Genomic DNA, 13362 nt, shown 5'->3' with positions numbered 1-13362 from the left:
GTGATACCCTTCTTTCAGCTGTGTTTGTTGATGATATAACTGTCCGGTCCGCCGCCTGCCAGGTCGATGAGCCGGACATAAAGAGACACCTTGTTGTCCTCGTTCAGGCTGTCCCACAGGGGCTCGGCCAGCTCGTGGGACTCGGTCAGCGCACCCAGTTCCACCGCCCGGGGCTCGCCCTGGAAGGAGGGCAGGGGGTCGCCGTCGCTCTGGTAGGTGTGGATGAAATGGCCCACGCCGGGAATGGGAGTGTCGTACTCGAAGAAGTACCGGCAGCAGCAGGAGGGGTCGCCGTCCAGGCTCTTGAGGATGGACAGATTATAGCTCCCGTCCGGCTTCATCACCCCAGAGATGCGGGGGGTCCAGTTGGGGCCGTCGGGCTCGAATTTCCGGGTATTCAGGGCGTGGCGGTAGCAGTGGCCTTGGGCGATGTGCTCGGCGATGGTGTCGGTTTGGTCGCCGTTGGTCACCACCAGCAGGCCGTTGGGCAGCAGCCGGACAGGGTGGTAGATAATCAGCGAGGGATCGGTCATTTTGCTCTCTTCAAAGGCCTTGGTACGGATGCCGTCCTCAGTACTCTCGAAGACCCGGTTACGGCTGTTTTCGCTGCGGCCCATAATGAAGTAGGCGATGACGGCCTTTTTGCCATCGGCGCTTCGGCCCGCAAGAATGCCGCGGCCAGGGTAGGGACGCTCAGAGAGATAGTTCATCAGATCGGTCAAGGTAACCGCCTCCTATGGTAAAATTTGTACGGTACGCCCCTCCACCCGCAGCCGGTCCTGACAGAATAGGCTGACGGCCTGGGGCAGGAGCTTCCACTCGCACTGCTCCATAATCCGGCGCTGGAGGGTCTCCGGGGTGTCGTTGGGGAGGACGTCCACCGCTTTCTGAAGGATGATGGGTCCGGCGTCGCACTCCTCGGTGACAAAGTGGACGGTGGCTCCGGACACCTTTACACCGTATTCCAGCGCCTTTTCGTGGACGTGGAGCCCATAGCATCCGGGACCGGCGAAGGAGGGAATCAGAGCGGGGTGGATGTTGATGACAGCATTATTGTAAACCTCGAAAAGGTCCTTGGTGACAATTGTCATAAAGCCCGCCATGACCACAACATCTATGGCCAGCTCCTTCAATTTCTCAACCAGTGCCACAGTCATGCCCTGGCTGGAGGGGTAATTTTTTCTGGGAAGGACGCAGGTGGGGATGCCGGCTTTTTTGGCCCGCTCCAAAGCGTAAACCTCTGGCGCGGAGGAGATGACAATAGAGAGCCTGCCGTTGACGATCTCCCCTCGGGCCTGGGCGTCGATGAGGGCCTGAAGATTGGTCCCGCCCCCGGAAACTAAAACGGCGATGTTTTTCATACTCATACGGGCAGGCTGACGGTGCCGAAGGAGACGCCTGTGTCTCCCTGCTGGACGCAGCCCATCACATCTGCATCGGGCTCACCGGCGTCATGCAGGATGGACAGAGCCTGTTCTGCCTGCTCCTGGGGGACGGCCAGCACCATGCCAACGCCCATGTTAAAGGTGTTGTACATGTCGTGTTCCGGGATGCCGCCCCGCTCTTGAATCAGTTCAAAGATGGGCAGCCGGGGCAGTGCGGCGGCGTTGAAGAAGGCCTCCAGCCCCTTGGGCAGCATCCGGGGGACGTTTTCATAGAAGCCGCCGCCGGTGATGTGGCTGGCGCCGTGGAGGTCTATGCCGCCGTCAATGAGGGCCAGGACGGGATTCACATAGATTTTGGTGGGAGCCAGCAGGGCCTCGCCCAGGGATTTGCCCTCCAGCTCATCCATGGGAGTATTCAGATCGGCGTGCTCAATGTCGAAGACCTTGCGCACCAGGGAAAAACCGTTGGAGTGGACCCCAGAGGAGGTCAGGCCGATGAGAACGTCGCCCTCCTGAATACGGTCGCTGTCGATAATCTTATCCCGGTCCACGATCCCCACCGTGAAGCCGGCCAGGTCGTAGTCGTCGGGGGCCATGATGCCGGGGTGCTCGGCGGTCTCGCCGCCGATGAGGGCGCAGCCCGCCTGGACGCAGCCCTGGGCCACACCGGAGACGATGGAGGCCACCTTCTCCGGCTCGTTCTTGCCGATGGCGATGTAGTCCAGGAAAAACAGGGGCCTGGCTCCGCAGCAGATGACGTCGTTGACGCACATGGCTACGCAGTCGATGCCGATGGTGTGGTGCTTGTCCAGCAGCTGGGCCAGACGGATCTTGGTGCCCACGCCGTCAGTGCCGGAGACCAGCACCGGCTCCTTGATCCCAGACAGGTTGGGGGCGAACAGGCCGCCGAAGCCGCCGATGCCGCTGACCACTCCGGGGATCATGGTGCGGGCCACGTGCTGTTTCATGAGCTGTACGCCTTTGTAGCCGGCCTCAATATCCACGCCGGCGGCAGCATAGGATGCGGAATGAGAGTTTTCCATGGGGAGAACCTCCAAAAATATTATTCTTTTCCCGACCAGCAGTAGGTGCACACCTTATCCCGGTCGAGGCCGATGGCCTCCAGCAGGCCGTCCAGGGACTGGTAGCCCAGGGAGTCGAAGCCGAATTTTTCGCAGATGGTTTTCAGCATGCACTGGCCCCGCTGGGTGGAGGAATCCGCGTACTCCTCCAGGTGTTGCTGACCCTCGTCGCCCTCCAGCTCCTGGATGGTGCGCCGGGCCAGCAGGTCCATGTCGGAATTTCCCCGGGAAAAGTTCAGATATTTGCAGCTGTACATGATGGGGGGACAGGCGGAGCGCATGTGGACCTCCTTGGCCCCGGATTCGTAGAGAAATTCCACCGTCTCCCGCAGCTGGGTGCCCCGGACGATGGAATCGTCCACAAAGAGCAGCTTTTTGCCCTGGATCAGCTCGGGGACAGGGATCTGCTTCATCTTGGCCACCTGGTTGCGCACATCCTGATTGGCAGGCATAAACGACCGGGGCCAGGTGGGGGTGTACTTGACGAAGGGCCGGGCGAAGTGGGTGCGGCTCTCGTTGGAGTAGCCGATGGCGTGGGGGAGGCCGGAGTCGGGAACACCGGCTACATAGTCCACGTCGGGGAGGGTTCCCCGAGCCCTCTCGTCCCGGGCCATGATGGCGCCGTTTTTGTAGCGCATGACCTCCACATTGACCCCCTCGTAGTTGGAGTTGGGGTAGCCGTAGTAGCTCCAGAGGAAGGCACAGATCTTCATCTCCTCCCCGGCGGGGGAGAGGACCTCAAAGCTGTCGGACCGGATGCGGACGATTTCCCGGGGACCCAGCTCGTAGGCGTCCTCGTAGCCCAGCTTGTGGTAGGCAAAGGATTCGAAGGAGACGCAGTGCCCCTTGTCGTTCCGGCCGATGAGGACGGGTAGGCGGCCCACCCGGTCCCGGGCGGCGATGATCTCGCCGTTGGCGGTGAGGATGAGCAGGGTGAGAGAACCGGCCACCGCCTTCTGGGCGTGGAGGATACCGTCAACCAGATTGTCCTTTTGGTTGATAAGGGCGGCGGCCAGCTCGGTGGCGTTGACCTTTCCCGAGCTCATGGCCATGAACTGGTGACCATGGTCGGAGAAATATTCGTCAACCAATTCCTCGGCATTGTTGATAATCCCTACGGTGGTGATGGCGTACAGCCCCAGGTGGGACCGGACCAGCAGGGGCTGGGGGTCGGTGTCACTGATGCAGCCGATGCCGGAGCAGCCGTGAAACTTGGCCAGGTCCTTTTCGAATTTGGTGCGAAAGGGGGTGTTCTCGATGGAGTGAATCTGGCGCTGAAAGCCGTCCTTGGCGTCATGGATGATCATGCCGCCCCGGCGGGTGCCCAAGTGAGAGTGGTAGTCCACCCCGAAAAAAATGTCCAGGGAGACGTCTTGTGTAGAGACGGCTCCAAAAAAGCCTCCCATGAATATTCCTCCTTATTTCTTACGTTTGCGCAGGAAAAACCAGATGGCCGCGCCAAGGATGACCACAGCGGCCAGCAGCATCCGCACAAGTCCGGCGGGGTCGCCGCTGACAAGGGTGGCGGTAGGACCGTCTGCCCCTCCGATGATTCCGACATCCATGGGTTATTTTCCCATCAGGCGCTTGCTCATCTCCTGATAAGCGCCCTCTACGTTGCCCAGGTCCCGGCGGAAGCGGTCCTTGTCCAGCTTTTCACCGGTCTTGGAGTCCCAGAAGCGGCAGGTGTCGGGGGAGATCTCGTCGGCCAGGACGATGGCGCCGTCGGAGGTTTTTCCAAACTCCAGCTTGAAGTCCACCAGAGTGACGCCGCACTCGGCCAGAGTTTTTTTCAGGAAATCGTTGACCTGGAAGGCGTATGTTTTGATCTGGTCGATCTCCTCCCAGGTGGCCAGCTTCAGGGCCACGGCGTGGTGGTCGTTGATGAGGGGGTCGTGAAGGTCGTCGTTCTTGTAGGAGAACTCCACAGTGGGAGCGTCAAACACGATGCCCTCCTCCACGCCGTACCGCTTGGAGAAGGAGCCGGCGGAGCGGTTGCGGACGATCACCTCCAGGGGGACGATGGTCACCTTTTTCACGGCGGTCTCCCGCTCGTTCAGCTCCTCTACAAAGTGGGTAGGCACTCCGGCCTTCTCCAGCTGCTGCATGAGGAAGTTGGTCATCTGGTTGTTGATGGCCCCCTTGCCCACAATGGTGCCCTTCTTGGTGCCGTCAAAGGCGGTGGCGTCGTCCTTGTAGGAGACGATTACCACGTTGGGGTCCTCGGTGGCGAATACTTTTTTGGCCTTGCCCTCGTAGAGCTGTTCCAGTTTGGTCATAATTGCAACATCCTTTCCGGTATTGTTAATTTGTGTGACACGTCAGCCCTTCAGCTCCGCCTGGAGCTTGGCCTCTTTTCCGGCGATCTGCTCCGCCATCTGGTCCCGGGCGGCATCCAGCTTGGCGGCCAGGGCGCCGTCAGAGACGGCCAGGATCTGAGCGGCCAGTACGGCAGCGTTTTTTGCTCCATTGATGGCCACGGTGGCCACCGGGATGCCGCTGGGCATCTGGACGGTGGCCAGCAGGGCGTCCAGGCCGTCCATAGCGCCCCCCTTCATCGGGATGCCGATGACGGGCAGGGTGGAGTTGCCCGCAAAGGCCCCGGCCAGGTGGGCGGCCATCCCGGCGGCACAGATGAGCACGCCGAAGCCGTTCTGGCGGGCGTTTTTAGCGAACTCCGCCGCAGCGGCGGGGGTGCGGTGGGCGCTGAGGATGTGGGCCTCGTAGGGGATGGCGAACTCCTCCAGCTGCCGGCAGGCCCCCTGGACCACGGGCCAATCGCTGTCGGAGCCCATGATGACGGCGACTTTTTTCATAAAAGCACTCCTTTTGTAAAAAAGTTTCAGGCCATCTGAGGATACAGACAGCCTGAGTGATGATGAATGGGCAATTTGGACAGATTGGGGCCATGGAAATTCTGAAACCGGACATTGGCAGAATCAAGCATGGCAGAGACCCCCCTTCAGTCGCCACCATTTTATAGGAAACCGGCGCATTTTGCAAGAGGGAGAAGCATTTTCGTATATTTGTACAAGAAAAAAGAGGAAAACCAGCTGGAAAGTGGGCAGAGGGAGAGGGGAGGTCACAGCAGCCCGGCGGTGGTGAGGATGCGCTCCACCTCCGCCACCCGCCGGGGCCAGGCGGCCTCCGCTGCCCGCTGCTGGCGGCGGAGGGCAAAGCCGGGGGCCTCCTCCATGGCGTGGCCGCACAGGGTGACGAACTCCTCCAGGTCGTGGGCTCCGTAGACCACGTCGGGGAACTGCTCCACCTGGTCGGGCCACAGCATGGACACCACCGGCTTCCCAGTAGCCAGATACTCGTACAGCCGGGGGGAGACGACCTCGTCAAAGGGCTGGTCGGTCCGGGGCAGATCCATCAGCACCTGACAGCGGTACAGCCAGTCGGGCACCTCGGAGACTGGGCGGGGGCCGGTGAGGAATACGTTGGACAGCTTGTTCAGCCGGTGCAGGAGGGGGTTGTTTTTGTCCACCGTGCCCAGCAGGAGAAAGCCCCAGTCGGGCTGGGCCTGGGCGGCGTAGAGCACCGGGGACAGGTCCAGCCCCTCCCGGATGGCCCCGGACCAGCCCAGAAGGGGGGCGGTCACCCCCGGCATGGGGTCGGGACGGCGGGCGGCGGCGTCGAACAGGGGCAGGTTGAAGCCGTTGGGCAGCAGGGCGATGTTGGAGCTGCAGGGGGACAGCCGCTCCCGCAGCAGGGGGGAGGCGGCGAAGACCACGTCGGCCGCCTGGGCCAGACTGCCCTCCCAGTGGGCGGGAGGACTGTCCCACACCCGGTCGCAGTCGTAGACCAGGGCGCTGTACTCCAGCTGGTCCACCAGGTGGACGTGGTGGGGCTGGGTGGTCCACAGCAGGGGCTCGGTGAAGCGCCTGCGGGCGGCCTCCTCCTGAATGAAGCGGCCGATCTTGTTCCAGGCCATCTGGAACAGGCGCTGGTACCGCTCGGAGATGGGGAAGAGGATGGGCGGCAGGGTGCAGGCCGTCACGTTGGGCCGGACCTTGCGCCCTCCCTTCCGATAGGACTTGTCCCTGGGGGAGCGGGCGGGGGAGAAGTAGAGTACCTGGCAGTCCCGCAGGCGGGAGATGATTTGCTGGGTGCGGCCGGGAAGCCGGCTGGACCAGGGCTCATTGGATAAACAGAGGATCTGCTTCAAGGAAATGGACCTCCGAAAAAATTAGTGTTGACTTGTGAAAAAAAAGCTCTATTATTATAGTATAGATTCCGGAAGGGGTCAAGGGAGGTTTTTATGTTCCATACACTGCTTCAGCTGGACGGCCAGCTGTTGGTGGCCATCCAGAGACTGCATATGGCCTGGCTGGACCCCATTGTGTCCATCTACACCAAGCTGGGGGACGCAGGAATTCTTTGGATCGCCTTGTCCCTGCTGATGCTGGCTTCCAAGCGCACCCGGAAGGCGGGGGCGCTGGCCCTGTGTGCCATGATCCTGGGGCTGCTGGTGACCAACGTCACCATCAAACCCCTGGTGGAGCGGGCCCGGCCCTGGCTGGACTGGCCCATCGTTCCCCTGGTATCGGAGAAGGACCCCAACTCCTTCCCCTCGGGCCACACCTGCGCCGCCTTTGCCGCGTCGATGATCTGGGTGCGGACCCTGCCCTGGAGCTGGGGCCGGACCTGCGGGGTGGTGCTGGCGGTGCTGATGGGGCTGTCCCGGTTGTATGTGGGGGTCCACTACCCCTCCGACGTGCTGGTGGGGGCGGTGATCGGGACCCTGTGCGCCTGGGCGGCATGGAAGCTGTATCAGCTCTGGGAGAACAAGCGGAACCGGGTGCTCTGAACCCGGACAACAAAAAATGGAGGAAGAAAGAATGAAAAATGTCGGCTATTACAACGGCGAGATCGGTCCGCTGGAGGAAATGAAGGTGCCCATGAACGACCGGGCCCTCTACTTCGGTGACGGCATCTACGAGGCCACCTGCGTGGCCAACCGGGTCCCCTTCGCCATTGAGGACCACCTGGACCGGATGTACAACAGCTTGCGCCTGCTGGAGATCCCCTTCAAGATGGAGCGGGGGCAGGTGAAGGCGGAGCTGCAGAGGGTCATCGACGCGGCGGAGGACTCCCCCATCCACTTCCTGTACTGGCAGGTCTCCCGGGGGGTGGCGCCCCGGAACCACGTGTTCCCGGGCGCCGGGACGGAGCCTGCGCTGATGGCCTATGTGAAGCCCCACACCATGAAGCCCATGGACAAGCCCTATAAGCTCATCTCCCTGGAGGACAACCGCTTCAAGCTGTGCAACATCAAAACGCTGAATCTGATCCCCAGCGTGCTGGCGAACCAGCGGGCGCTGGAGGCTGGCTGTGACGAGGCGGTGCTCCACCGGGGCAGCCGGGTCACCGAGTGCGCCCACAGCAATATCTCCATCCTGAAGGACGGCGTGCTGCGCACCGCCCCCACCGATGAGCTGATCCTCCCCGGCATCACCCGCAAGCATCTGCTGGCTCTGGCGAAGGAGAACGGGATTCCCACGCTGGAGGAGCCCTTCTCCATGGTGGAGCTGATGAACGCCGATGAGGTCATCGTCACCAGCTCCAGCGCCCTGTGCATGAAGGTGGAGTCCATCGACCACATCCCCGTGGGCGGAAAGGACCCCCAGCGCATCCAGCTGCTTCAGGACGCTTACCTGGCCAAGTTCCAGCGGGAGACCGCCCAATAAGGCCCGGTGATCTGAACGCTGCCAAAATCAAGGACTCCGCCGCATGGTTCGCGGCGGAGTCCTGTTTTATGGCTGGCTTTGGTGCGCCAGAATGGCCTGGAGAATTCCGTCTGCGGAGATGTTCGGAGCGACCAGGAAGGGCTTGGGGCAGACCTGCCGCAGGGCCTCCGCAGTGACCTCCCCGATGCAGACGCAGACCGCCTGCTCCGGGACCGCTCCGTGGACCTGTATGAACTGCCGGACCCCGCTTGCGCTGGCAAAGACCAGATAACCAGCCTGGTTCAGCTGAGGACGGGCCAGCCCGGCAGACTGCAGATCGGGGCGGAGGCTGTACAGGGGGATATCCGTCACAGCGTAGCGCTCCGCCAGCCTTTGGGCCAGCTCCTGGGAGCCGAGGCGGGAGCGGAACAGGAGGCAGTCCGCGCCGTCCGGCCCGGCGGCGCGGCAGAGGGCCTGAGCCAGATCCCGGCTGGTGTAGTGCTCCGGGCAGAGGTCGGCCCGGATGCCGTGTTCCCACAGCCGCGCGGCGGTAGACGCGCCAATAACCGCAAAGCGGCATCCGCTCAGCTCCCGCAGGTCGATGCCGGCCTGAGCCAGCCGGCGGAAGAACAGGCGGACGCCGTTGCCGCTGGTCAGCACCACCCAGTGGCGTCCGGAGCACAGGGTCCGCAGGTCGAATGCCAGGGGCAGCTCCACCACCTCCATGGGGAGGGCGTCAAAGACCTGAGCGCCCTGCTCCTCCAAATCCCGCCGCAGGGGCCGGGTGAGGGCCTCTGTTCCGGTCAGCCCGACGCAGACGCCTGACAGGGGCCGGTCCGCGGCGGGGGAGAGGTCCAAGGCGGATACGCCGCCTACCACGATCACCGCCGGGGACTGCACTCCGGCCTGCCGGACGCGCTCCGTTAGGTCCGCCAGCGTGCCCCGCACCGCAATGGGCCGGGGAGCGTTACCGCCGGAGACCACCGCCGCCGGAGTGTGTTCCGGCATTCCAGCGGACATGAGCCGCTGGGTCAGCGGTTCCAGGCGGCCCAGCCCCATCAGGAAGACCAGCGTCCCCGGCAGCCGGGCCAGGTCCTCCAGGCAGGGAGGGAGGCCGTCCCCGGCGCCGGCGGTGTGGGCGGTGATGATGTGGACGCTCTGGCTGAGGCCGCGGTGGGTCACGGGGATGCCCGCCTCCGCAGGGATGGCGATGGCGGAGGAGATGCCTGGGACCTCCTCGCAGGGGATGCCAGCGGCGCGCAGGGCGAGCATCTCCTCTCCGCCCCGGCCAAAGACAAAGGGGTCTCCGCCCTTCAGACGGACCACTCGCTTCCCGGCCTGCGCCCGGGCGATCAGCGCGGCGCAGATCTCCTCCTGGGAGGGGGAGGGCCTCCCGGCCCGCTTGCCCATGCAGAGCCGCTCCGCGTGCTCCGGGACCAGGGTCAGCAGCTCGTCCGCAATCAGCTCGTCGTAAATCACCGCGTCGCAGGCGCGCAGCAGTCCAGCGCCGCGCAGGGTCAGCAGCCCCAGACCTCCGCAGCCGGCGCCCACCAGATAGACGCGTCCAAGTTGTTTCATGTTGACACTCCCTTCCCGATGCAGTCCGGCGGCCCGGCGCACATTGACAAATATTGTCCGCTGGTTTATAATCAGGCATCGGTTTGCAGTTTGCATACAGGTTCAAGGTTTGCCGGAAAACAGTCCGGCAGCGGATGCTGTGAAATGGAGGCTTCTATGAACAAAAAACGAGACCTGCTGCTCCTGGGGGGACTGGCCGCGCTGGCGGTGCTCTTCGCAGTCCTCTATATGATGACCCGTCCCGCGGCTGTGGAGGGGAGCAAGACCATCACGGTGGAGGTGGTCCATCAGGATGCCAGCTCCAAGATGTTTACTTACACGACCTCTGCGGAGTATTTGGGAGAAGTCCTTCTGGAGGAGGGGCTGGTCCAGGTGGAACAGGGGTCCTACGGCGCGTACATTGTGGGGGTTGACGGTGAGATGGCCGTCTTTGAGACCGACGGGGCTTATTGGGCCCTCTATCAGGGGGACGTCTATGCCAGCACCGGGGTGGATCAGACGCCCATTGCGGATGGCGACGCCTTCTCCCTGGTCTACACCATGGGCTGACGGCCATGAGGCTGCGCACAAGAGAGCTGGTTTTGTTTGGACTGCTGGGTGGCATGACCTTTGGGGCCAAGGTGGCGATGATGGGGCTGCCCAACATCGAGCCGGTGTCTCTGATGGTCATGCTGTTCGCCGTTTCCTTTGGCCGGAAGGCAGTCTATCCAATCTACACCTACGTGCTGCTGGAATTTGCGCTGAATGGGATCAACCTGTGGTCGGTCAATTATCTGTATGTCTGGCTGCTCTTGGCGGCGGCGGCCTGGACGGTCCGGGACATGGCCTCTCCGGTGGGGTGGGCAGTGCTGTCCGGCCTGTTCGGCCTGCTGTTTGGGGCGCTGTGCGCGCCAGTCTACCTGTTTGCCGGCGGACCGGCCTTCGCGCTGAGCTGGTGGCTCAGCGGCATTCCCTACGACCTGCTCCATTGCGCCGGGAATTTTGTCCTGGCGCTGGTGCTGTTCGTGCCGCTGCGGAAGCGGATGTCCAGGCTGGGGTGACGCCGGCCCGCCTGGAAGAAAAACGCCTGGAATGATCACTTCCAGGCGTTTATGCGTTTTCCGCAATCATATGGTGGAGATAAGCGGGATCGAACCGCTGACCTCTTGAATGCCATTCAAGCGCTCTCCCAGCTGAGCTATACCCCCGAATACGCGGAAAACATATTGAGTTGTGTGGTGGAGATAAGCGGGATCGAACCGCTGACCTCTTGAATGCCATTCAAGCGCTCTCCCAGCTGAGCTATACCCCCAGATAACCGCAGAAACGGACCGCTCCGTTCAGCGCAAGTGATATCTTAGCAGAAATGAGCCCGTTTGTCAACGGCTAATTTACAAAAAATTTCTTTTTCTTTCCGCAGGGCGGTGCGGAGGGCGGAGCGGTGCGGGAGATCCGCTCAGGTTTTTGCGGAACGGAGCGGAGAAAAATGGTTGCGGGAGCTGAGATTCCGTGCTATAATGGAATAGACAGGAAACTGGAATCTTAGTCAGAAAGCATCTGCTTTTGACTTTTTTTGATCCATTTGGTGGTTAGGAGGAGTATCATATGAGGAAAAAGACGTTATCTGCACTGTTGGCGCTGGTCTTGGCGCTGGCGCCGTTCTCCGCGCTGGCGGATGGGGCCAATACCGGGACAGGATCTGATACGTCCACAGATCAGCCGGAGACTCAGGTTATCGTTGTGCGCGGAGACGGGGTAGAGGACGACACTCCGAATGCCGAATACGGTAAAGCTTACGAGAGAGCTGGCCTGACGCTGTCAGAGCAGCCGGCGGACGGCGCCTACACTCTGACCATTGATGAGGCCAAGCTGCAAGCGGTCGTGAAGGCAGGCGAGAGTGATGGGACCTACCAGATCTTAGAAAACGCAAACAATAAAGGCAAGCTTTGGTTTGGCATGGAATATTTAGCTCCAGAAGATGTTCCGGACATTGTGAAAGCCTCTGTTCAGTTTGATTCTGCGGGAGATTTTGTGGAGCTTGGTCTGGACAATGCAGGCCAGAACGGCTTTTACAATTACATTAAAGTATACGACAGCAGCACAGACAACAAGATCAGGCCGGTGGAGAGAGAGACCGCAGAGATCAAATGGCTGGCGGCGGATGATACGGTTCTGGCCGTCACCAAGGCGGATGTAAAGGTGGTGGTCAACACCCCAGAGACGAAGTATACGGTGACCTTCGACAGCAACGGGGGCTCCGAAGTCAGCAGTGCTTCGGTTGCCAGCGGCAGCAAGGTGACAAAGCCGGCAGACCCTACGAAAGCGGGATATACCTTCGTCAACTGGTACAAGGACGAGAACTGTACGGAGGCATGGAATTTCGACGACCCTGTGACAGGGGACATCACCCTCTACGCCAAGTGGGAGGCGAAGGACGACACCTCTGATGGCGATGACGACGGTCAGCCCTCTGAATTCACGATCACCTTCCACGCCAATGGCGGCACGGTGAGTCCGTCCAGCGGCACGACGAAGGACGGCAAGCTGACCACCCTTCCAACGCCCACGCGGGATGGCTACACCTTTGACGGCTGGTTCACGGCGGAAAGCGGAGGGACGCAGGTCACCACCAGTACTGTGTTTGAAGCGGCCGGGACCATCTATGCCCACTGGACGCAGAAGCCCGTCACCAATCCGGACGACACCCGGAAGGAGTACGCGATCTGGATCGCGCCCGACATCCGGCACGGCGACGTCTATGTAAACTATCAGTACGCGGAGCCGGGGACCAGGGTGACGGTCATCGTCTCCCCGGACACCGATTATGTGGCAAGCTGGGTGGAGGTGGAGCGGTCCAATGGCCGTCTGCTCTCCCTGTCTCAGAACGGAAGGCGGTATACCTTCACCATGCCCGCCTCTGACGTCACGGTCACCGCCAGCTTCCGGCTTCAGACCGTGTATTCGTATCATACCTACGTCAACTACTATGAGCCTGAGTCCCCCGCTTCAACCGCCGTTGTGCCCTATTTTGCGCCGCTCACCTGGCGTCCCGCCGCCGGGCTGTGGGATATCCCGGCGTACTCCTGGTCCTATGCGGCGGCCCAGTGGGCCTACCAGAACGGTTATCTGGACACTGATGCGGACGGAAACTTCTGGCTGACCGGGCCGGTGTCCCATCAGCAGATGTGGACGATCATGGCCAAATGGCTGGGCGCTCCGGTCACCGATGACAGGGGCATTGCCAGCTGGGCGCTTCAGGCCGGCGCGGCCAGAGGGACCTCTCCCGCCAGCTCGATGACCCGGCAGAACGTGGTGGAGTATCTGTACCGGTGCTGGTTCTTGATGGGCGGCGACACATCCGTCACCGGGAATCTGGGCGAGTACCGTGACAGCCAGCTGATCACCTCGGCCTCCGCGCAGAGCGCCTGGCTGTGGGCGGTCAACCGGGGCATTATCAGCGGAGACGCGGACGGATATTTAAACCCCAGCAGAACGGTGACCCGCGGCGAATTTGCAGTGATGCTGATGCGGGTCTGTCAGACCGGAATGTGGTAAACGGCTGCTGAACACACAGGCCGCCGGACTCTTTTGGAGTCCGGCGGCCTTTTTTGCCGGATAGAAGCGAATAGGGACGGGCTGGAACAGAATAAGGTAGGGTGGAGGTGT

The 13362-nt window shown here is 61.8% G+C and carries 14 protein-coding genes and 2 tRNA genes; 5 read left to right on the top strand and 11 right to left on the bottom strand.

The window, feature by feature from the left end; translation table 11 throughout:
* Positions 1–14 precede the first annotated feature (14 nt).
* From VV088_RS08195 to VV088_RS08160, 8 genes are all read right to left on the bottom strand, one after another.
* The gene (locus VV088_RS08195; RefSeq protein ID WP_334600476.1) at positions 15–710 is read right to left on the bottom strand and encodes an IMP cyclohydrolase; all 696 of its coding nucleotides are present in this window, start codon (positions 708–710) and stop codon (positions 15–17) included.
* Positions 711–734: 24 nt separating this feature from the next.
* Positions 735–1361: a phosphoribosylglycinamide formyltransferase gene (gene purN, locus VV088_RS08190; protein ID WP_334600213.1), complete on the bottom strand. Its 627-nt coding sequence runs from the start codon at positions 1359–1361 to the stop codon at positions 735–737.
* Between the two features lie 2 nt (positions 1362–1363).
* Positions 1364–2428, bottom strand: a complete 1065-nt coding sequence (purM, locus tag VV088_RS08185) for a phosphoribosylformylglycinamidine cyclo-ligase (protein ID WP_334600212.1) — start codon at positions 2426–2428, stop codon at positions 1364–1366.
* Positions 2429–2448: 20 nt separating this feature from the next.
* Complete coding sequence (locus VV088_RS08180; RefSeq protein WP_334600211.1) at positions 2449–3873, bottom strand: amidophosphoribosyltransferase; 1425 nt, start codon at positions 3871–3873, stop codon at positions 2449–2451.
* Between the two features lie 12 nt (positions 3874–3885).
* Positions 3886–4032 carry a hypothetical protein gene (locus tag VV088_RS08175; protein ID WP_334600210.1) on the bottom strand — a complete coding sequence of 49 codons (147 nt, stop codon included), beginning with the start codon at positions 4030–4032 and terminating at the stop codon, positions 3886–3888.
* A 3-nt stretch (positions 4033–4035) separates the two neighbouring features.
* The gene (gene purC, locus VV088_RS08170) at positions 4036–4746 is read right to left on the bottom strand and encodes a phosphoribosylaminoimidazolesuccinocarboxamide synthase (RefSeq protein WP_334600209.1); all 711 of its coding nucleotides are present in this window, start codon (positions 4744–4746) and stop codon (positions 4036–4038) included.
* Between the two features lie 42 nt (positions 4747–4788).
* Entirely contained in the window at positions 4789–5283 is a 495-nt protein-coding gene (purE, locus tag VV088_RS08165) for a 5-(carboxyamino)imidazole ribonucleotide mutase (RefSeq protein WP_334600208.1), read from the bottom strand.
* 266 nt (positions 5284–5549) lie between these two features.
* A complete protein-coding gene (locus VV088_RS08160; RefSeq protein ID WP_334600207.1) occupies positions 5550–6638 on the bottom strand; it encodes a hypothetical protein in 1089 nt (362 codons plus the stop codon).
* A 93-nt stretch (positions 6639–6731) separates the two neighbouring features.
* On the opposite strand from VV088_RS08160, the gene VV088_RS08155 reads away from it, so the two are divergent.
* Both VV088_RS08155 and VV088_RS08150 read left to right on the top strand, forming a co-directional pair.
* Entirely contained in the window at positions 6732–7280 is a 549-nt protein-coding gene (locus tag VV088_RS08155) for a phosphatase PAP2 family protein (RefSeq protein WP_334600206.1), read from the top strand.
* 31 nt (positions 7281–7311) lie between these two features.
* Positions 7312–8160 carry an aminotransferase class IV gene (locus VV088_RS08150; RefSeq protein ID WP_334600205.1) on the top strand — a complete coding sequence of 283 codons (849 nt, stop codon included), beginning with the start codon at positions 7312–7314 and terminating at the stop codon, positions 8158–8160.
* A 66-nt stretch (positions 8161–8226) separates the two neighbouring features.
* Here the strand turns inward: VV088_RS08150 and cobA are convergent, their stop codons facing one another.
* Complete coding sequence (gene cobA / locus VV088_RS08145) at positions 8227–9717, bottom strand: uroporphyrinogen-III C-methyltransferase (protein ID WP_334600204.1); 1491 nt, start codon at positions 9715–9717, stop codon at positions 8227–8229.
* Positions 9718–9873: 156 nt separating this feature from the next.
* Here cobA and VV088_RS08140 point away from each other — a divergent pair, with 156 nt between their 5' ends.
* Together VV088_RS08140 and VV088_RS08135 are read left to right on the top strand one after the other, a co-directional pair.
* Complete coding sequence (locus VV088_RS08140) at positions 9874–10266, top strand: DUF4430 domain-containing protein (protein ID WP_334600203.1); 393 nt, start codon at positions 9874–9876, stop codon at positions 10264–10266.
* A 5-nt stretch (positions 10267–10271) separates the two neighbouring features.
* On the top strand, positions 10272–10757 hold the full coding sequence (locus VV088_RS08135; RefSeq protein WP_325222853.1) for a hypothetical protein: 486 nt from the start codon (positions 10272–10274) through the stop codon (positions 10755–10757).
* 71 nt (positions 10758–10828) lie between these two features.
* Here VV088_RS08135 and VV088_RS08130 read toward each other — a convergent pair.
* Positions 10829–10904, bottom strand: a tRNA-Ala gene (locus VV088_RS08130).
* 28 nt (positions 10905–10932) lie between these two features.
* Positions 10933–11008, bottom strand: a tRNA-Ala gene (locus tag VV088_RS08125).
* A 293-nt stretch (positions 11009–11301) separates the two neighbouring features.
* Between VV088_RS08125 and VV088_RS08120 the strand changes: the two genes are divergently transcribed.
* Positions 11302–13251: an InlB B-repeat-containing protein gene (locus VV088_RS08120; protein WP_334600202.1), complete on the top strand. Its 1950-nt coding sequence runs from the start codon at positions 11302–11304 to the stop codon at positions 13249–13251.
* Positions 13252–13362: the final 111 nt, after the last annotated feature.

Origin of the sequence: Lawsonibacter sp. JLR.KK007, assembly GCF_036941135.1 — a bacterium.
Lineage (GTDB): Bacteria > Bacillota > Clostridia > Oscillospirales > Oscillospiraceae > Lawsonibacter.
The sequence above is the reverse complement of the archived record's forward strand: the minus strand, read 5'-3'. Positions and strand labels throughout refer to the sequence as shown.

What these genes read in the sequence shown, in the direction of transcription:
- VV088_RS08195 (WP_334600476.1), bottom strand. Translation starts at nt 710, where the DNA reads ATGAACTATCTCTCTGAGCGTCCCTACCCTGGCCGCGGCATTCTTGCG.
- purN (WP_334600213.1), bottom strand. Translation starts at nt 1,361, where the DNA reads ATGAAAAACATCGCCGTTTTAGTTTCCGGGGGCGGGACCAATCTTCAG.
- purM (WP_334600212.1), bottom strand. Translation starts at nt 2,428, where the DNA reads ATGGAAAACTCTCATTCCGCATCCTATGCTGCCGCCGGCGTGGATATT.
- VV088_RS08180 (WP_334600211.1), bottom strand. Translation starts at nt 3,873, where the DNA reads ATGGGAGGCTTTTTTGGAGCCGTCTCTACACAAGACGTCTCCCTGGAC.
- VV088_RS08175 (WP_334600210.1), bottom strand. Translation starts at nt 4,032, where the DNA reads ATGGATGTCGGAATCATCGGAGGGGCAGACGGTCCTACCGCCACCCTT.
- purC (WP_334600209.1), bottom strand. Translation starts at nt 4,746, where the DNA reads ATGACCAAACTGGAACAGCTCTACGAGGGCAAGGCCAAAAAAGTATTC.
- purE (WP_334600208.1), bottom strand. Translation starts at nt 5,283, where the DNA reads ATGAAAAAAGTCGCCGTCATCATGGGCTCCGACAGCGATTGGCCCGTG.
- VV088_RS08155 (WP_334600206.1), top strand. Translation starts at nt 6,732, where the DNA reads ATGTTCCATACACTGCTTCAGCTGGACGGCCAGCTGTTGGTGGCCATC.
- VV088_RS08150 (WP_334600205.1), top strand. Translation starts at nt 7,312, where the DNA reads ATGAAAAATGTCGGCTATTACAACGGCGAGATCGGTCCGCTGGAGGAA.
- cobA (WP_334600204.1), bottom strand. Translation starts at nt 9,717, where the DNA reads ATGAAACAACTTGGACGCGTCTATCTGGTGGGCGCCGGCTGCGGAGGT.
- VV088_RS08140 (WP_334600203.1), top strand. Translation starts at nt 9,874, where the DNA reads ATGAACAAAAAACGAGACCTGCTGCTCCTGGGGGGACTGGCCGCGCTG.
- VV088_RS08135 (WP_325222853.1), top strand. Translation starts at nt 10,272, where the DNA reads ATGAGGCTGCGCACAAGAGAGCTGGTTTTGTTTGGACTGCTGGGTGGC.
- VV088_RS08120 (WP_334600202.1), top strand. Translation starts at nt 11,302, where the DNA reads ATGAGGAAAAAGACGTTATCTGCACTGTTGGCGCTGGTCTTGGCGCTG.